Source organism: Pseudomonas sp. MMS21 TM103 (assembly GCF_022132145.1).
Lineage (GTDB): Bacteria > Pseudomonadota > Gammaproteobacteria > Pseudomonadales > Pseudomonadaceae > Aquipseudomonas.
The window spans coordinates 499,279-515,021 of sequence record NZ_JAJISP010000001.1; the positions used below are offsets into that span (position 1 = coordinate 499,279).

The 15,743-nt window shown below is 64.9% G+C and carries 17 protein-coding genes and 3 pseudogenes; 12 read left to right on the top strand and 8 right to left on the bottom strand.

All coding sequences use genetic code 11. From position 1 onward, the window contains the following. Positions 1–6 precede the first annotated feature (6 nt). Together cydB and LJY18_RS02310 are read right to left on the bottom strand one after the other, a co-directional pair. Complete coding sequence (gene cydB, locus LJY18_RS02305; RefSeq protein WP_238040113.1) at positions 7–1,014, bottom strand: cytochrome d ubiquinol oxidase subunit II; 1,008 nt, start codon at positions 1,012–1,014, stop codon at positions 7–9. 2 nt (positions 1,015–1,016) lie between these two features. Continuing rightward, a complete protein-coding gene (locus LJY18_RS02310; RefSeq protein ID WP_238040114.1) occupies positions 1,017–2,450 on the bottom strand; it encodes a cytochrome ubiquinol oxidase subunit I in 1,434 nt (477 codons plus the stop codon). A gap of 395 nt (positions 2,451–2,845) precedes the next feature. Between LJY18_RS02310 and LJY18_RS02315 the strand changes: the two are divergent. Continuing rightward, positions 2,846–3,193 (top strand): annotated as a pseudogene (locus LJY18_RS02315) (MFS transporter); the annotation flags it as partial. Between the two features lie 112 nt (positions 3,194–3,305). On the opposite strand, the gene LJY18_RS02320 reads toward LJY18_RS02315, so the two are convergent. Next, entirely contained in the window at positions 3,306–3,860 is a 555-nt protein-coding gene (locus LJY18_RS02320) for a DJ-1 family glyoxalase III (protein WP_238040115.1), read from the bottom strand. A 229-nt stretch (positions 3,861–4,089) separates the two neighbouring features. Here LJY18_RS02320 and LJY18_RS02325 point away from each other — a divergent pair, with 229 nt between their 5' ends. Together LJY18_RS02325 and trmA are read left to right on the top strand one after the other, a co-directional pair. Then, entirely contained in the window at positions 4,090–5,382 is a 1,293-nt protein-coding gene (locus LJY18_RS02325; RefSeq protein WP_238040116.1) for an NCS2 family permease, read from the top strand. Positions 5,383–5,482: 100 nt separating this feature from the next. Further along, positions 5,483–6,571 (top strand): tRNA (uridine(54)-C5)-methyltransferase TrmA, encoded by a 1,089-nt coding sequence (gene trmA / locus LJY18_RS02330; RefSeq protein ID WP_238040117.1) that lies wholly within the window; start codon positions 5,483–5,485, stop codon positions 6,569–6,571. A 22-nt stretch (positions 6,572–6,593) separates the two neighbouring features. On the opposite strand, the pseudogene LJY18_RS02335 reads toward trmA, so the two are convergent. From LJY18_RS02335 to LJY18_RS02345, 3 genes and pseudogenes are all read right to left on the bottom strand, one after another. Continuing rightward, a pseudogene (locus tag LJY18_RS02335) lies at positions 6,594–6,767 on the bottom strand (cation:proton antiporter); the annotation flags it as partial. Then, positions 6,706–6,921 carry a hypothetical protein gene (locus LJY18_RS02340; RefSeq protein WP_238041128.1) on the bottom strand — a complete coding sequence of 72 codons (216 nt, stop codon included), beginning with the start codon at positions 6,919–6,921 and terminating at the stop codon, positions 6,706–6,708. The pseudogene LJY18_RS02335 and the gene LJY18_RS02340, both read right to left, overlap by 62 nt. Positions 6,922–7,034: 113 nt before the next feature. Next, entirely contained in the window at positions 7,035–7,421 is a 387-nt protein-coding gene (locus LJY18_RS02345) for a DUF4345 domain-containing protein (RefSeq protein ID WP_238040118.1), read from the bottom strand. A 131-nt stretch (positions 7,422–7,552) separates the two neighbouring features. On the opposite strand from LJY18_RS02345, the gene LJY18_RS02350 reads away from it, so the two are divergent. Then, a complete protein-coding gene (locus LJY18_RS02350; RefSeq protein ID WP_238040119.1) occupies positions 7,553–7,987 on the top strand; it encodes a DUF411 domain-containing protein in 435 nt (144 codons plus the stop codon). Between the two features lie 70 nt (positions 7,988–8,057). Next, positions 8,058–8,933: a KPN_02809 family neutral zinc metallopeptidase gene (gene ypfJ / locus LJY18_RS02355; RefSeq protein WP_238040120.1), complete on the top strand. Its 876-nt coding sequence runs from the start codon at positions 8,058–8,060 to the stop codon at positions 8,931–8,933. Between the two features lie 98 nt (positions 8,934–9,031). On the opposite strand, the gene LJY18_RS02360 is transcribed toward ypfJ, so the two are convergent. Both LJY18_RS02360 and LJY18_RS02365 read right to left on the bottom strand, forming a co-directional pair. After that, entirely contained in the window at positions 9,032–9,919 is an 888-nt protein-coding gene (locus LJY18_RS02360; RefSeq protein WP_238040121.1) for a PA4780 family RIO1-like protein kinase, read from the bottom strand. Positions 9,920–10,018: 99 nt separating this feature from the next. Beyond that, positions 10,019–10,906, bottom strand: a complete 888-nt coding sequence (locus tag LJY18_RS02365) for a LysR family transcriptional regulator (protein WP_238040122.1) — start codon at positions 10,904–10,906, stop codon at positions 10,019–10,021. Between the two features lie 100 nt (positions 10,907–11,006). On the opposite strand from LJY18_RS02365, the pseudogene LJY18_RS02370 reads away from it, so the two are divergent. The 7 genes and pseudogenes from LJY18_RS02370 (at position 11,007) to LJY18_RS02400 (ending at position 15,736) form a co-directional block, all read left to right on the top strand. Further along, a pseudogene (locus LJY18_RS02370) lies at positions 11,007–11,648 on the top strand (NAD(P)-dependent oxidoreductase). A gap of 159 nt (positions 11,649–11,807) precedes the next feature. After that, positions 11,808–12,089 carry a DUF2218 domain-containing protein gene (locus tag LJY18_RS02375; protein WP_238040123.1) on the top strand — a complete coding sequence of 94 codons (282 nt, stop codon included), beginning with the start codon at positions 11,808–11,810 and terminating at the stop codon, positions 12,087–12,089. Positions 12,090–12,251: 162 nt separating this feature from the next. Next, complete coding sequence (gene ada, locus LJY18_RS02380; RefSeq protein WP_238040124.1) at positions 12,252–13,289, top strand: bifunctional DNA-binding transcriptional regulator/O6-methylguanine-DNA methyltransferase Ada; 1,038 nt, start codon at positions 12,252–12,254, stop codon at positions 13,287–13,289. Positions 13,290–13,442: 153 nt separating this feature from the next. Further along, positions 13,443–13,748, top strand: a complete 306-nt coding sequence (locus LJY18_RS02385) for a nucleotide pyrophosphohydrolase (protein ID WP_238040125.1) — start codon at positions 13,443–13,445, stop codon at positions 13,746–13,748. After that, complete coding sequence (locus LJY18_RS02390; RefSeq protein WP_238040126.1) at positions 13,745–14,494, top strand: methyltransferase domain-containing protein; 750 nt, start codon at positions 13,745–13,747, stop codon at positions 14,492–14,494. The genes LJY18_RS02385 and LJY18_RS02390 overlap by 4 nt, the downstream gene beginning before the upstream one ends. A 12-nt stretch (positions 14,495–14,506) precedes the next feature. Further along, positions 14,507–15,103, top strand: a complete 597-nt coding sequence (locus tag LJY18_RS02395) for a DUF4136 domain-containing protein (RefSeq protein ID WP_238040127.1) — start codon at positions 14,507–14,509, stop codon at positions 15,101–15,103. 69 nt (positions 15,104–15,172) lie between these two features. Further along, a complete protein-coding gene (locus LJY18_RS02400; protein WP_238040128.1) occupies positions 15,173–15,736 on the top strand; it encodes a DUF4136 domain-containing protein in 564 nt (187 codons plus the stop codon). The last annotated feature ends 7 nt before the right edge of the window (positions 15,737–15,743 follow it).

Sequence of the window (15,743 nt, forward strand, 5' to 3'; positions counted from 1 at the left end):
GGCCCCTCAGTGATAGCCGTCTTCCTCGCGTACCTTGCCGCGGAACACGTAGTAGCTCCAGGCGGTGTACATCAGGATGAAGGGGATGATGAACAGCGCGCCGACCAGGATGAAGCCCTGACTCTGCGGCGGCGAAGCGGCCTGCCAGATACTGATCGACGGCGGGATGATGTTCGGCCACAGGCTGATACCCAGGCCGCTGTAGCCGAGGAAGATCAGCGCCAGGGTCAGCAGGAATGGCGAATAGTGGGCGTTGCTGGCCACCGCCCGCAGCAGCGCCCAGGTGCACAGCAGCACCAGCAAGGGCACCGGGATGAACCAGAACAGATTCGGCAAGCTGAACCAGCGCGCGGCGATCTCGGCATGCGCCAGCGGCGTCCACAGGCTGACCATGCCGGTCACCGCCAACACCACGAACACCAGCGGCCGCGCCAGGTCGTGCATCTGCTGCTGCAGGCGGCCTTCGGTCTTCATGATCAGCCAGGTGCAGCCGAGCAAGGCGTAGGCGGCGATCAGCGCCAGTCCGCAGAACAGCGAGAACGGCGTCAGCCAGTCGAGCGCCCCGCCAACGTAGACCCTGTCCACCACCTCGAAGCCGTCGATATAAGCGCCCAAGGCCACGCCCTGGAAGAAGGTCGCGGTCAGCGAGCCGCCGATGAAGGCCTTGTCCCACAGATGGCGCTTGTGCGCCTTGGCCTTGAAGCGGAATTCGAAGGCCACGCCGCGAAAAATCAGCCCCAGCAACATGAATACCAGGGGCAGGTAGAGCGCGCTCAAGACCACCGCATAGGCCAGCGGGAAGGCGCCGAACAGTGCCGCGCCGCCAAGTACCAGCCAGGTTTCGTTGCCGTCCCAGACCGGCGCCACGGTATTCATCATCACGTCGCGCTCGCCTTCGCTCTTGACGAAGGGAAAGAGGATGCCCAGGCCTAAGTCGAAACCGTCCATGACCACATACATCATCACGCCGAAGGCGATGATCACGGCCCAGATCAGCGAAAGATCGATGCCCATATTCAACTCCTGCCACTCGGGGTGTCGTTATCGTCCAGGCCCTCATCCGCAGCGGACAACGGTCGTGACGGTGTGCGTTGCTGCCCAGGCCCACCTTCGACGGCCTGCCTGCCTTCGTCGGTGACCGGCCCCTTGCGCACCAGACGCATCATGTAACCGAGCCCGGCGCCGAACAGGGCGAAATACACCACCACGAACAGCATCAGGGTCAGGCTCATCTGCGCAAAGCTGTGCCCGGATGAGGCATCGGCGGTGCGCATCAGGCCCTGAATAATCCAGGGCTGGCGGCCGATCTCGGTGGTGTACCAGCCCGCCAGAATGGCGACGATTCCCGATGGGCCCATCCACACCGCCAGATGCAGAAATGCCCGCGACTGGAACAGTCGACCGCGCGTCCGTAGCCACAGCCCCCAGAGGCCGGTGAGAATCATCAGCATGCCCAGACCAACCATGACCCGGAAGGTCCAGAACACAATGGTCGAGTTGGGCCGGTCCTGCTTGGCGAACTCTTTCAGCGCCGGCACCTGCTTATCCAGACTGTGGGTCAGAATCAGGCTGCCGAGCGCCGGAATCTCGATCTTGAAGCGAGTCTCTTCGGCGTCCATGTCCGGCCAGCCGAACAGGATCAGCGGCGTCGGCTCTTCGCCATGGTTTTCCCAATGACCTTCGATCGCGGCTATCTTCGCCGGCTGGTGCTTGAGGGTATTGAGGCCATGAAAGTCGCCGATCAGCGCCTGGATCGGCGCAACCAGCAGGGCCATCCACATGGCCATCGACAACATCTTGCGGATCGCCGGATTATCCCGACCGCGCAGCAGGTGCCAGGCCGCCGATGCGCCGACGAAAAACGCCGTGGCGAGGAACGCCGCCGTGGCCATATGGGCCAGACGGTAGGGGAAGGACGGATTGAACACCACGGCGAACCAGTCCACCGGGATCACCCGCCCATCGATGATCTCGAAGCCCTGCGGGGTGTGCATCCAGCTGTTGGAGGCGAGGATCCAGAAGGTCGAAATCAAGGTGCCGAGGGCGACCATCAGGGTGGAGAAAAAGTGCAGACCCGGGCCGACGCGCTGCCAGCCGAACAGCATGACGCCGAGGAAGCCCGCTTCGAGGAAGAACGCGGTGAGCACTTCATAGGTCAGCAGCGGCCCGGTAATCGCCCCGGCAAAATCCGAGAAGGCGCTCCAGTTGGTGCCGAACTGATAGGCCATGACCAGGCCGGAGACCACGCCCATGCCGAAGTTGACCGCAAAGATCTTCGCCCAGAAGTGATACAGGTCGCGGTAGACCTCTTGCCGGGTCTTCAGCCACAAGCCTTCCAATACCGCCAGGTAGCTGGCCAGGCCAATGGTGATGGCCGGAAAAATGATATGGAAGGAAATAGTGAAACCGAACTGGATTCGCGCCAGGTCGAGAGCCTCTATGCCGAACATGGAGCATCCTCACTCAGGTTATTCGGGGCACAGCCGTATGCGCGCGCCTATCGATAGGGAGGGCGCAGAAGCGCTGTAATTGTTTTTGTCATTGCGCGGTGACGCCGCGTAGCGGACCCAGGCGGCCTCAGCAGAAGCCAGGGCGAACGTTGATCTGGATCAAGGAATGAGCAAAGAGTAACGCCTCACCCGATGCTTGCTGCTGTGGTTATTTGTCGCGCACGCCGCGTGCCCGGCTCGTCAGCCATGCTAGGCTGGCACAACTTAAGTAGCTAGCTATCTAAATGCCCATGAGCGTCCACGGCAAACTGCTCCTGCGTCACCAGCGTCCCTTCATCGCCTTCTGGCTGGCGCGTGTCGGCACCGCCAGCGGCTTCCAGATGCTCACCGTGGCCATCGGCTTCGGCCTGTCGACCTCGCCGTGGTTCAGCCTGGCGACGCTGGTGGTGCTGGGCGCAGCGGACATGGTCAGCATGGTGATCCGTGGCGCCTTCGTGCAGCTGCAGACGCCAGACGAAATGCGCGGCCGGGTCGGCGCGGTGAATGGCCTGTTCATCGGCGCCTCGAACCAGCTCGGCGAGTTCCGCGCCGGGGTCAGCGCGGCCTGGTTCGGCACCGTGCCGGCAGTGCTGATCGGCGGGGTCGGTGCGCTACTGGTCACCGGCGCCTGGATGAAACTCTTCCCCGCCCTGGCACAGCGCGATCACCTCAGCCAACAACACGGGCAGAACAACGCCGCCTGAACCCCTGCTCAGCGGTTGTGAAAAAATCGAGCGCCGTAGCGCAACGCCGCAGTGGGCGTTTGGAGGCGGTCGCTGAGGCAGTCGTAGTAGGCGAGAGTTCTTTCACACGCTCTCAATGCACCAGCAGCGCCTCGGCCACCTGCTTGCGCGTGCCCCTGCCGCGCAGGTGCTCGACCAGGGTCAGGGCGAATTCGAGTGCGGTGCCAGGTCCCTGGCTGGTGATGCAGTTGCCGTCGACCACCACAGGTTCATCGATGAAGGTGCAACCGCTGAGGCGCTCACTGAAGCTCGGGTAGCAGGTCATGCGCCGCTGCTGCAGCACACCGAACGCCTGCAAGGCCACCGCCGGCGCCGCGCAAATCGCGGCGAACAACTTGCCGGCCTTGGCTTGCCGGCGCACCCGTTCGGCCAGCGGCTCATGCTCGGCCAGGCGCTGGGCACCAGGCATGCCGCCGGGCAGCACGATCAGGTCGAATTCCTGGGCCAGGACGTCGACCAGCATGGTATCGGCGGTCAAGCGGGTACCGCGGGCGCAGGTGACCATGCGCCGGCCTTCGATGCTGGCGACCACCACCTCGACCTCGGCGCGGCGCAGCACGTCGATCAAGGTCACGCATTCGATGTCTTCGACGCCATCGGCAATGGTGACAAGGGCACGTGAAGTCATGTTTGCCTCCTCGAAAAACCCAACGAAAAGCGTCCGCAGGGTCATGTCTGCACCGCGTGCGGACGAGCTGTTATGATGCGCGCCTTTTTCCAGATCGCCAGCAAAATCATGCCTATGTGCTTTGCTTTGGGTCTGCACATCGAAGGCGTGACGGAGACACTTTCGACTGCTGTGGCTGCCTCCAAGTGCCCGCTATCATCACAACCTCTTACGCCATAGGGATCTCTGCATGCTGGAACGAATCTTCCACCTCAAAGCGCATCACACCACGGTACGCACCGAGTTCCTGGCCGGCCTCACCACCTTCCTGACCATGGCCTACATCCTCTTCGTCAACCCCAACATCCTGGCCGAAACCGGCATGGACAAGGGCGCGGTATTCGTCGCCACCTGCCTGGCGGCCGCCATCGGCTCGGCAATCATGGGCCTGCTGGCCAACTACCCGATCGCCTTGGCGCCGGGCATGGGGCTCAATGCCTTCTTTACCTACACAGTGGTGCTGACCATGGGTCACACCTGGCAGGTGGCGCTGGGCGCTGTGTTTCTCTCCGGGGTGATTTTCTTCCTGTTGTCGATCTTCAAGATCCGCGAATGGATCATCAACAGCATCCCCATGGCCCTGCGCGCAGGAATTGCCGCCGGCATCGGCCTGTTCCTGGCAATCATCGCGCTGAAGAACGCCGGCATCGTGGTGGACAATCCCGCCACCCTGGTCGGCCTCGGCGACATGAGCCAAGGCAGCGTGCTGCTGGCCTGCCTGGGTTTCTTCGTGATCGCCGCCCTGGCCTACCGCCAGGTCACGGGCGCGGTGATGATCGGCATTCTGCTGGTCACCGGCCTGTCGGTTGCCTTCGGCTTTTCACGGCTCGACGGCGTGGTATCGATGCCGCCATCGCTGCTGCCGACCCTGCTCCAGCTGGACATCGCCGGCGCCCTGGATATCGGCCTGCTCAGCGTGATCTTTGCCTTCCTCTTCGTTGACCTGTTCGACACCTCCGGCACCCTGATCGGGGTAGCGCAAAAGGCCGACCTGCTGGACAAGGACGGCAAGATGCCTAAGCTCGGCCGCGCCCTCCTGGCCGACAGCACCGCAACCATGGCCGGCGCCGCGCTGGGCAGCTCGACCACCACCAGTTATATCGAATCCGCCGCCGGTATCAGCGCCGGCGGGCGCACCGGCCTGACCGCCTGCGTGGTCGCCCTGCTGTTCCTCCTCAGCCTGTTCTTCGCCCCGTTGGCGGGGTCCATCCCGGCCTTCGCCACCGCTCCGGCGCTGCTGTTCGTCGCCGTGTTGATGATGAGCAGCCTGGCCCAGATAGACTGGGACGACCTCAGCGTCGCTGCGCCGGTGGTGATCGCCGCGCTGGCCATGCCGCTGACCTTCTCGATCGCCAACGGCATCGCCTTCGGCTTCATCAGCTGGACAGTGGTGAAACTGCTGGCCGGACGCTGGCGCGACCTCAACCCAGCACTGGTGGTGTTGTCGGTGTTGTTCGTGATCAAGCTGAGCTGGTTCGCTTAATGATTTGGTGGGCCAGCGGCGAACCGCTGTGGCCGCCCCGTGTAACCGCTGCCGGTGGGTTCAAGTCGAGCCTATGGGCCAATTCGCAAATGAGTAGTCCATGAGCCGTTCCCAGTTCGATCCCAGCACCTATGCCGCCCAACTCGCCGAAAAGAAAGGCCGCCTGGTCGAACTGCTGGCGCCCTTCGATGCCCCCGAACCGGAGGTCTTCGCGTCGCCACCCGAGCATTACCGCCTGCGCGCCGAGTTCCGCCTGTGGCGCGAAGACGGCGCCCGCCATTACGCGATGTTCGAGGCCGGCGACAAGTACACGCCGATCTTCTTCGAAGACTTCCCCATCGCCAGCCTGCAGATCAACGCGCTGATGCCGAAGCTGAAAGCGGCCTGGCAGGCCAGCGAGGTGCTGAGTTTCAAGCTGTTCCAGGTCGAGTTTCTCACCACCCTGAGCGGCGATGCGCTGATCACCCTGTGTTACCACCGCCCGCTGGACGCGGCCTGGCAGGTGGCGGCAGAACAATTGGCCGCCGAACTGCAGGTCAATATCGTCGGCCGTTCGCGCGGCAAGCGCCTGGTCATCGGCCGGGACTATGTGGAAGAAGAACTGCAGGTCGCCGGTCGCCGCTTCCGCTACCGCCAGCCGGAAGGCGCCTTCACCCAGCCCAATGGCGAGGTCAACCAGAAGATGCTCGGCTGGGCCTACGAGGTTTTGGGCTCGCGCGACGACGACCTGCTGGAACTGTATTGCGGCAACGGCAACTTCACCCTGCCGCTGGCCACCCGGGTGCGCAAGGTGCTGGCCACCGAGATCAGCAAATCCTCGGTGAATGCAGCACTGGCCAACCTGACCGACAACGCCGTAGACAACGTGACCCTGGTGCGCCTGTCTGCCGAGGAGCTGACCGAAGCCCTCAACGAAGTGCGGCCGTTCCGCCGCCTGGCCGGCATCGATCTGAAGAGCTACCAGTTCGGCAGCGTGTTCGTCGACCCGCCGCGCGCCGGCATGGACCCGGACACCTGCGAACTGACCCGGCGCTTCGAGCGCATCCTCTACATTTCCTGCAACCCCGAGACCCTGGCCGCCAACATCGCCCAGCTCAGCGATACGCACCAGGTCACGCGTTGCGCCCTGTTCGACCAGTTCCCCTACACCCACCACATGGAGTCGGGCGTGCTGCTGGAACGGCGCTAGGCGCCACCCGACCTGGCCCGTTTCAATCGCCTGCGCCAGCCGTCTTGTCGGGGTAGATCTTCTTCACCAGCGGGCCGATGGTCAGTCCCTGGATCAGGATCGAGCCGAGGACGATGATCAACAGCAGGTCGCGTTCAGGGCCGGCCGGCAGGGACAGCGCCAAGGCCACCGAGATGCCACCGCGCAAACAACCCCAGCATCCAGTAGGCCATGCCTGCAATCATCAGCGTCGAGAGCAGCACCCCCACAGTCGCCATGACCCCGATCGCCGGCGGCAGATTGGTGAAGCGATAGCTGAAGTAAGCCATCAGCGTCGTCAGGCAGATGAATGCCGCAGCCAACTTAAGCATTGCTTATCCTTACGGGTCCATCGGGCAATGAGGGAAGCGGCGCCCTGCAAGCCGCTCGCGCGGTGCGAAGATAACCCGCTCACATTGCGCCAGCGCAAATCGTCGGCCTCGCGTTATAGCCGCGACAGCCCGCGCAAGGCCCAGAAAGCCAACCCGGCGGACACCACCTCGACCAGCAATGCCAGCAGGTTGAAGGTTTGCTGGGCGCCGCCGTCCAGCCACAGCCCGCCGATGCGCGCCAGTGCCAGCGCGCTGTAGAGCAGCACCAGCAGGGTCAAGGCGGCGCGGCTCAGATCGAGACGACTGAGGGCCAGGGCCAAAAACGCCGCCAGACCGATCTGCAGGCCGCCGTAATAGGCGCGCACATCGGTCGCCGCAGCAGGCGCCATCAGCAGCATCCCACTGAGGTTGGCCATCTCGTGGGGACGGACGAAATACATCAGGCCCAAACCGGCCAGCGCCAGCATCTGAACAACCAGAATCACACGTGCAAACAACATCGCCAGCTCCCTGCCCCAAGAATCGTCAACGCAGCATAGGCTGCCCAGGGCATATCCGGATACAGCCGACTATTTGGCCCTTTGCCGGGACAGGGCTATGCTCGGCCAACGATTTACGGTGGAGTTCAAGCATGCGTCCATTAATCCTTATCGCCGGCCTCTTTGCCGGCCTGGCCCAGGCCGCCGAGCCGATCGACATCGACGTGCACCGCGATGCCAACTGTGGCTGCTGCAAGGCCTGGATCAGTCACCTGCAGGAGAACGGCTTCAACGTCATCGACCACGTCGAAAGCGACATGAGCGCAGTCAAGCAGCGCCTAGGCGTCCCGCCTCGTCTGTCCTCGTGCCATACCGGGGTGATCGACGGCAAGTTCGTCGAGGGGCATGTGCCCGCGGCCGACATCCTCAAACTGCGCCAGCAGCCTGATCTGCTCGGCGCCGCCGTACCCGGCATGCCGGCCGGCTCACCGGGCATGGAGGTGGATGACCGCCAACAGGCCTATCAGGTCATCGGCCTGGATCAGCAGGGCAAGGAACGCACACTCGGCAACTACCCGGGCAACTGACGGCGCCACTGGCGCACGTCCCTAAGAGCAACGACACTAAGCGCCTGCAGATGGCGAAGGGAGCCGGGCAATGCGCTGGAAACGGGCAAGACGCAGCGACAACGTAGTGGATGCGCGCGGCCGCAGTGGCGGATCACGCTTTGGCGGGGCCAAGGGTTTGAGTCTCGGCGGGATCGCCGCCGTGGTGGTCATCGGTTTGCTGATGGGCCAGGATCCGTTGCAGATCCTCGGCCAACTGGCCGGCCAGGCCACCCAGACCAGCTCGCTCGGCCAGCAAAACAGTGCACCTGCGGCCGGCAACGACGAACAGGCGGAATTCGTCCGCGCGATCCTCGGCGACACCGAGGACACCTGGCGCGAAATCTTCCAGAGCGCCCAGCGCCAATACCGCGACCCGACCCTGGTGCTGTTCCGTGGCGGCGTCGATTCGGCCTGTGGCTTCGCCAGTTCGGCGGTTGGCCCCTTCTACTGCCCCGGCGATCAGCGGGTCTACCTGGATATGGCGTTCTTCCGTGAACTGGAGCAACGCTTCGGCGCCGCTGGCGACTTCGCCCAGGCCTACGTGATCGCCCATGAAGTGGGGCATCACGTGCAAACCCTGCTCGGTGTCTCCGCCAAGGTGAATGCGGCGCGGCAACGGGGTGAAGCCATGGAGGGCGACAACGGCCTGCTGGTACGCCAGGAACTGCAGGCCGATTGCCTGGCCGGGATCTGGGCCCATCACGCCCAGCGCCGCCTCGACTGGCTGGAAGCGGGCGATCTGGAGGAGGCACTGAACGCCGCCAATGCCATCGGCGATGACCGCTTGCAGCAACAGGCGCGCGGCCAGGTGGTGCCGGACTCCTTCACCCACGGGACCTCAGCGCAGCGCGTGCGCTGGTTCAAGCTGGGCTTCGAACAAGGCCAGGTCGGCCGTTGCGATACCTTCCAGCTGGCACGTCTGTAGGGGCGGATTTTTCATCCACCATGGCGGCGACCGCCATGGATCGGAGAAATCGGGTTGAACCGGCGCGCCGTCTCAACCTTCGCCCAGCGTGCGGCCGACTATTGCGCCCAGGGCGGCGGCGGTTCTTCGCCGGCGGGCGCGTCCTCGGCATCGAGTAGCGCCAGCCGACGCGCTTCATCGGCCAGGGTGGCCTTGATCTCGCGCATCACCGCATCGATATCGGCGGCCTCTTCCGGGTCATCAAACTCGCCGGTTAGCACGCTGTCCGGGGTCAGCTTGCCGGCTTCGTACAGTGCCCACATTTCCTTGGCGTACTTGCTGTACTTGAGTTCCGGGGCGAACTGACCGAAGTAGGCGGACATATTGCCGACATCGCGCTCGAGCATGCTGAAGGCATGGCTATTGGCAGCGGCATCGACGGCCTGGGGCAGATCGATGATCACCGGGCCTTCAGGCCCCAGCAGCACGTTGAACTCGGACAAGTCGCCATGCACCAGGCCGGCGCAGAGCATCTTGACCACTTCACCGATCATGAAGGCATGGAATTCGCGGGCATCCTCCGGGTGCAGGTCGACATCGTTGAGGCGCGGCGCAACAGCGCCCTCATAGTCGAGGACCAGCTCCATCAGCAACACACCCTCGAGGAAGTCGTAGGGCTTGGGCACCCGTACCCCGGCGCCAGCCAGGTGGAACAAGGCGGCCACTTCGGCGTTCTGCCAGGAATCTTCCTGGCCCTTGCGGCCGTACTTGGTGCCCTTGGTCATGGCCCGCGTATCGCGGCTGCTGCGCACCTTACGGCCTTCCTGGTAGACCGCGGCCTGACGGAAACTGCGTTTATTGGCCTCTTTGTAGACCTTGGCGCAGCGCAGCTCATCACCGCAGCGCACCACGTAGACTTCGGCTTCCTTGCCACTCATCAGCGGGCGCATCACTTCGTCGACCAGGCCAGCCTCGACCAGGGGTTCAATACGTTTTGGCGTCTTCATTAGCTTTAATCGTGGGTCCTGTGTTGCCCTATTCGCGTATACCGCCCGTTATACGGCAATCCTCGGGCAGAGCCCAGCCCACGGAGCACCATGTGTCCCTCAGGCGAGCAATAAATGTTGCCGGAGCGCCTCGATGGCATAGCGCACCTTGGCCGGCTGAGCAGCGCGGCGCGGGGTGACCAGATAGATGCCGAACGGTGGCAAGCGCCAGTCCGGCAGCAGCACGCGCAGGCTGCCGAGCGCCAGCTCGTCGCGGATTTCCTGCTCCGGCTGCAGCGAGATGCCCATGCCCGCCAGGGTGAAATGGCGCACGGCGAGGATGTTATTGCAGTTCACCCGACTCTCGATACGCAGTTTCTCCACCGCGTCGCCGGGCCCTTGCAGGTTGAGCACGCTGTGCTGCGGGTCGCTCAGCACCAGCCAATCCTGGCCGACCAGGTCTTCGGGCCGGCTTATCGACGGCCTGCGCGCCAGGTAGCTCGGCGCCGCGCACAGCAGCATGCGCGAATCGCCAATATGCCGCGCCACCAGGCTGGAGTCCTGCAGGGTACCGACACGAATGGCCAGGTCGATGCGCTGCTCGATCAAATCGATCTGCTCGTCATGGAACAACAGGGTCAGGCTCAGCCCACTGTGCGCCTGCAACAGCGGCGCCAGCGCCGCGCTGATCGGCCGCCCGGAAAACCCCACAGGTGCGGCGATGCGCAACTCACCCACCGGCGCATCACGCAGCTCGGCCAGACGCTGCTCGGCCTGCTGGGCCAGCGCCAAGACCTGGGCGCAGCTCTGGTAGAACGTGGCGCCGGCCTCGGTCAGGGTCAGTTTGCGCGTGGTGCGGTGCAGCAGGCTGACCTGGGTGCTCTGCTCCAGCTTGCGAATCTGCTGACTGACCGCCGAGGCGGTCATGCCCAGTACCTCGGCGGCCGCGACCATCGAGCCGCGATCGACCACGGTGGCGAAAATCGCCATGCGCTTGAGCTGCTCCATTAGTAAGCCCTGCTTAATAGTGAAAGCCGTTTTAGCCTATTTTTCCGACCTTTATCCAGCTGCGATTATCTGTCTCCAGCAATATTACCGGGAGACCCCCATGAAACTCGCCCTGATCGGCGCCAGCGGCTTCGTTGGCGCAGCCGTCCTGCAAGAAGCCCTGAACCGTGGCCACCAGGTCACCGCCATCGTCCGCAACCCGCAGAAACTGCCGTAACACGCCGCGCTGACAGCCATGGCTGGCGATGTCTATGACACTGCAGCCCTGACCCGCACCCTGACCGACCACGATGCGGTGATCCATGCCTTCAACCCCGGCTGGGGCCAGGCCAATATCCGCGAGTTGTTTATCCAGGGCACCCGGTCCATCTACGCCGCGGTCAAGCAGGCCGGGGTCAAGCGCCTGCTGGTGGTTGGCGGTGCCGGCAGCCTGTATGTCGCGCCGAACCTGCAGCTGCTCGACACGCCGGACTTCCCCGCCGCCTACAAGGAAGGCGCCGAAGGCGCACGCCAGGCGCTCAACCTGATCCAGGGCGAAAACACCCTGGACTGGAGCTTCATCTCGCCACCGGCCCTGCTGCAGCCAGGCGAACGCAGCGGCCAGTTCCGTCTCGGCGGCGATCAACTGCTGATGAACGGCGAGGCGCCGGCCAGCATTTCCGTGGCCGACCTGGCGGTGGCAATCATCGATGAGCTGGAACGCCCGCAACATATCCGCCAGCGTTTCACCGTCGGCTATTGAGCCGGCGTCCTCACCCATAGAGATCCATGAGCGGCGCCAGATGCCGCAGGATCGGCCGGACGCGGTTGCGTTTTGGCCGCGAACCCGGTCGGCGCTCGACCTGTTTCGCGGCTCAATCCGCGCCTACAACGGTGCTCTTGCCCACACTCTGGAGATCCCATGACCTTGACCGCCACCACCCATGTGCCCACCGCGACCCCGGGGCGCTATATCGGCCGCCTGTGCAAGCACTTCGCCCACAAGATCCCGACAAGTTTCGACGAACAGCAAGGCCGCATCGCGTTCGCTTTCGGCCTGACACTGCTCAATGCCGAGCACGATGGCCTGCGCCTGACCGTGCAGAGCCGGGACCAGGCGCAACTGGACAAGCTCAAACATGTAGTCGCCAGTCACTTCGAACGCTTCGCCTGGCAGGAGGCGCTCAGCCTCGACTGGCACTGAGCGGCGAATGGCTGGGCCGCGGCTAACGCTGTTTGTAGGCCGTATCCGCCTGGATGAAGGGGCTTGAGGCGCAATCCGAACGCACGCTTTGAAAGTGCGATTGGTATTGGCGTGCCCGGCATCAGGGTCGACAATCGACTGATCATCCTGCGGAGCCGCGCCATGCCCGATACCGACCTTTGCTGGCAAGCCGTCTGCGCGCGCGATGCCACGCGCGACAATCAGTTCGTCTTCGCCGTGCGCTCCACCGGCATCTACTGCCGGCCGAGCTGCCCGGCGCGGCGGCCGCGACGCGACAACGTCAGCTTTCATGCCACCCCGGCGAGCGCCGAAGCGGCGGGGTTTCGCCCGTGCAAACGCTGCTCCCCACAGGGCGCCAGCCCGGCCGAACAGCTCGATCAACTGGTCGTCGCCGCCTGCCGCTTGCTGGTCGAACAGGACAAAACCCCCAGCCTCGCCCAGCTCGCCGCACGCATCGGCCTGTCGCCCTCGCATCTGGCCCGCGCGTTCAAGGCGCGCACCGGGTTGACGCCGAAGGCCTGGGCCGATGCCCAGCGGCGCGCACACCTGGAGGCCCGCCTGGCGCAGGCCGGGTCGGTGCTGGATGCCGCGCTGGCCGCCGGCTATTCCGACACTCGGGCGCTCTATCAACAGCGCGATGGCTTGAGCCCGGCGCAGCGCCGGCGCCAGGCCGCCGGCGAAACCCTGCGCTACAGCATCGCCGCCTGCCCGCTCGGCCAGTTGCTGCTGGCCAGCAGTGCCAAGGGCGTCTGCGCCCTGCTGTTCGGCGACGCCCCCGAAACCCTGGAAGGCGAGCTGCGCCAGCGCTTTGCCGCCGCCCAGTTGCAACGCGACGACGCCGGCCTGGGCGCCTGGCTGCAGCAGGTCATCGGCCAGATCGAGGAGCCGCAACGCGCCGCGCAGTTGCCACTGGACTTGCGCGGCACGGTGTTTCAGCAACAGGTGTGGCGCGCCTTGCGCCAAATCCCCGCTGGCCAGACCCGCAGCTATGGCGAACTGGCCGCCAGCATCGACAGCCACCCTCGTGCGGTGGCGCGGGCCTGTGCGAGCAACCCGCTGGGCCTGCTGGTGCCCTGCCATCGGGTGATCGGCGCCGACGGCGCGCTGAGTGGCTATCGCTGGGGGCTGGCGCGCAAGGCGGCGCTGCTGAAAGGCGAGGCGCAGGACGCGGACGAGTAACCGCACGCCGGCCGCAACGGGCGCTGATCCGCTCGCCAAGCGTTACCCGGCACCTGCTCCTGTTCGGCAACAGCCCACGGGGTTGGCAGCTGGCAGCTGGTCCAACCCCGTGAAACAATGCGCCTCCACCCCAGCGCATCTCCCCGGAGCCGCATGAACCTCACCGAACTCACCGCCCGTCTGCACGCCATCCGCGACCGCAATGACTGGCGGCAATTCCACAGCCCGAAGAACCTGGCCATGGCCGCCAGCGTGGAGATGGCCGAGCTGGTGGAAATCTTTCAGTGGCTGAGCGAAGACCAGTCGCGCCAGCTCGCCCCGGAGCAGCTGGAACATGCCGGCCAGGAGGTCGGCGATATCGTGCTCTACCTGCTGCTGATGTGCAGCGAACTGGGCATCGACATGGAGCAGGCGGTACGCGCCAAGCTGGCCGACAGCGAACGGCGGTTCGCACCATGACCGACCGGCATTTCGATGAACTGGCGACGCGCTTCGCCGAGAAGATCTACGGCGGCGCCAAGGGCGCTATTCGCCTGGCGGTGCTCCAGGCCGACCTCGCCGAAGCCCTGCCGGATCGACCGCTGCGGGTGCTGGACATCGGCGCGGGGCTGGGCCACATGGCGCTGTGGCTGGCCGAACGCGGCCACCTGGTCACCCTCGCCGAACCCGCCGAACCCATGCTCGCCGGTGCCCGCGAGCGCTTTGCCGGGGCCGGCCAACCGGCGAGTTTCATCCAGGCGCCCTGGCAGGAACTGCTCGGCCAGCTCGATCAACCCTACGACCTGGTGGTCTGTCACGCGGTGCTGGAGTGGCTGGCCGAGCCTGCGGCCATTCTGCCCGTGCTGCACCAGCTCTGCGCGCCGGGTGGCTGGCTGTCGCTGGCCTTCTACAACAAGGACGCACTGATCTACCGCAACCTGCTCAAGGGTCACTTCCGCAAGCTGCGCAAGGCCGAGTTCGCCGGCGAGAAACAGAGCCTGACGCCACAGCGACCGATCGATCCGCGCGAGCTGGCGACGCAACTCGAGGCGACTTGGCAGGTCGAAAACCAGAGTGGCGTGAGGGTTTTCCATGACTACATGCCCCACGAATTCCAGACCAAGGCCGAGCTGATCGACCTGCTGGAAATGGAGCTGGCCTACCGCCGCCACCCAAGCTTTGCCGGCCTGGGCCGCTACCTGCACTGGATCTGCCGACCACGCTGAGGGGAGGCATCGATGAACCGCATGGCGCTGTTATTGTGCCTGGCCCTGGCCGCCTGCCAGAGCCACAACCCTTATACGCCGCAGGCCAACCCGCTGCCGCCAGCCCCGGCGCAGGCCGCCCAGCACCTCGACCTCAGCGCCTACCCGGCGCCAGTGCGCGATTATGCGCGCTACCGCAGCTGGACCTGGTTGGACGGGCAGCAACCGGCCGGTAGCGCCTGGGCCAGTCCGGCTCAAGTGCAGGAGGCGCTGAGCCATGCTCTCGATCAGCGCGGCCTGCGCCCGGCACCACCCGGCAGCGCCGCCGACCTCGAAGTCAGCACCGAGCTGCACCTGCAGCGGCGCATTCGACAGGTTCGCGAGGACTACGACGGCTATTACGGCCACGGCGGCTATCGGCACGACTATGGTCTATGGGGCAGTGCGCCGCTGGTACGCACCTACGAGGAAGAAGTGCTGATCGTACGCATCGACCTGTTCGACGCTCGGGACGGCCAACCCGTGTGGAGCGGCAGCGCCGAGCTGCTCAGCGCCGGCCGCCAGGCCGAACGCAGCAAGGCGTTGCGAGCGGCCCTGCAACGTGCCCTGGAGAATTACCCGCCAACCTGATACACAGCAATCATCGGTTCTTGGCGCACGCACCGGTGTGCATTTGCCCAAGACCCTGGAGGTTCGATCATGCGTTTGCACCTGTTGCTGATTCCCGCCCTGCTCTTGCTCGGCGCCTGCCAAACCACCCAGCTCAATCGTGACTTCGACCCCAACCGCGACTTCGCCGCCTACCGCAGCTGGAACTGGCAGGCGCCGGCCGTGCAATACAAACCCGACGACCCGCGCCTGAAGAGTGACCTGACCGAACAACGCATCCGCAGCGCGGTCGCCGAACAGCTCGACCAGCGTGGCCTGCGAGCCGCGCCCAGCGGTTCGACGGGCGACCTCGGGGTGCAGGTCTGGTTGATCGTCGACCAGCGCCAGGACCAGGTCACCACCCAGTACGGCGGCGCCTGGGGCAGCCCATGGGCAGGCGGTTTCTGGGGCGGCCCGGGCTACAGCGAAACGCGCACGGTGGATTACCAGGTCGGCACCCTGCAGATCGACCTGTATGACAGCAAGGACGGCAAACTGGTCTGGCGCGGCAGCGCCCGGCAAATCCTGCGGGACAACCAGCCGAACCCGGGCGAACGCAGCGCGGCGATTCGCGAAACGGTGGCCAAGGTACTCAGCCAATACCCACCGCATTAGCCGAACC

Excerpts from the sequence above, each read along its gene's own strand:
- LJY18_RS02325 (WP_238040116.1), top strand. The coding sequence starts at position 4,090 with ATGCTGGAACGAATCTTCCACCTCAAAGCGCATCACACCACGGTACGC.
- LJY18_RS02345 (WP_238040118.1), bottom strand. The coding sequence starts at position 7,421 with ATGTTGTTTGCACGTGTGATTCTGGTTGTTCAGATGCTGGCGCTGGCC.
- ypfJ (WP_238040120.1), top strand. The coding sequence starts at position 8,058 with ATGCGCTGGAAACGGGCAAGACGCAGCGACAACGTAGTGGATGCGCGC.
- LJY18_RS02390 (WP_238040126.1), top strand. The coding sequence starts at position 13,745 with ATGACCGACCGGCATTTCGATGAACTGGCGACGCGCTTCGCCGAGAAG.
- LJY18_RS02400 (WP_238040128.1), top strand. The coding sequence starts at position 15,173 with ATGCGTTTGCACCTGTTGCTGATTCCCGCCCTGCTCTTGCTCGGCGCC.
- LJY18_RS02395 (WP_238040127.1), top strand. The coding sequence starts at position 14,507 with ATGAACCGCATGGCGCTGTTATTGTGCCTGGCCCTGGCCGCCTGCCAG.
- LJY18_RS02320 (WP_238040115.1), bottom strand. The coding sequence starts at position 3,860 with ATGACTTCACGTGCCCTTGTCACCATTGCCGATGGCGTCGAAGACATC.
- trmA (WP_238040117.1), top strand. The coding sequence starts at position 5,483 with ATGAGCCGTTCCCAGTTCGATCCCAGCACCTATGCCGCCCAACTCGCC.
- LJY18_RS02340 (WP_238041128.1), bottom strand. The coding sequence starts at position 6,921 with ATGCTTAAGTTGGCTGCGGCATTCATCTGCCTGACGACGCTGATGGCT.
- cydB (WP_238040113.1), bottom strand. The coding sequence starts at position 1,014 with ATGGGCATCGATCTTTCGCTGATCTGGGCCGTGATCATCGCCTTCGGC.
- LJY18_RS02375 (WP_238040123.1), top strand. The coding sequence starts at position 11,808 with ATGACCTTGACCGCCACCACCCATGTGCCCACCGCGACCCCGGGGCGC.
- LJY18_RS02310 (WP_238040114.1), bottom strand. The coding sequence starts at position 2,450 with ATGTTCGGCATAGAGGCTCTCGACCTGGCGCGAATCCAGTTCGGTTTC.
- LJY18_RS02360 (WP_238040121.1), bottom strand. The coding sequence starts at position 9,919 with ATGAAGACGCCAAAACGTATTGAACCCCTGGTCGAGGCTGGCCTGGTC.
- LJY18_RS02365 (WP_238040122.1), bottom strand. The coding sequence starts at position 10,906 with ATGGAGCAGCTCAAGCGCATGGCGATTTTCGCCACCGTGGTCGATCGC.
- LJY18_RS02350 (WP_238040119.1), top strand. The coding sequence starts at position 7,553 with ATGCGTCCATTAATCCTTATCGCCGGCCTCTTTGCCGGCCTGGCCCAG.
- ada (WP_238040124.1), top strand. The coding sequence starts at position 12,252 with ATGCCCGATACCGACCTTTGCTGGCAAGCCGTCTGCGCGCGCGATGCC.
- LJY18_RS02385 (WP_238040125.1), top strand. The coding sequence starts at position 13,443 with ATGAACCTCACCGAACTCACCGCCCGTCTGCACGCCATCCGCGACCGC.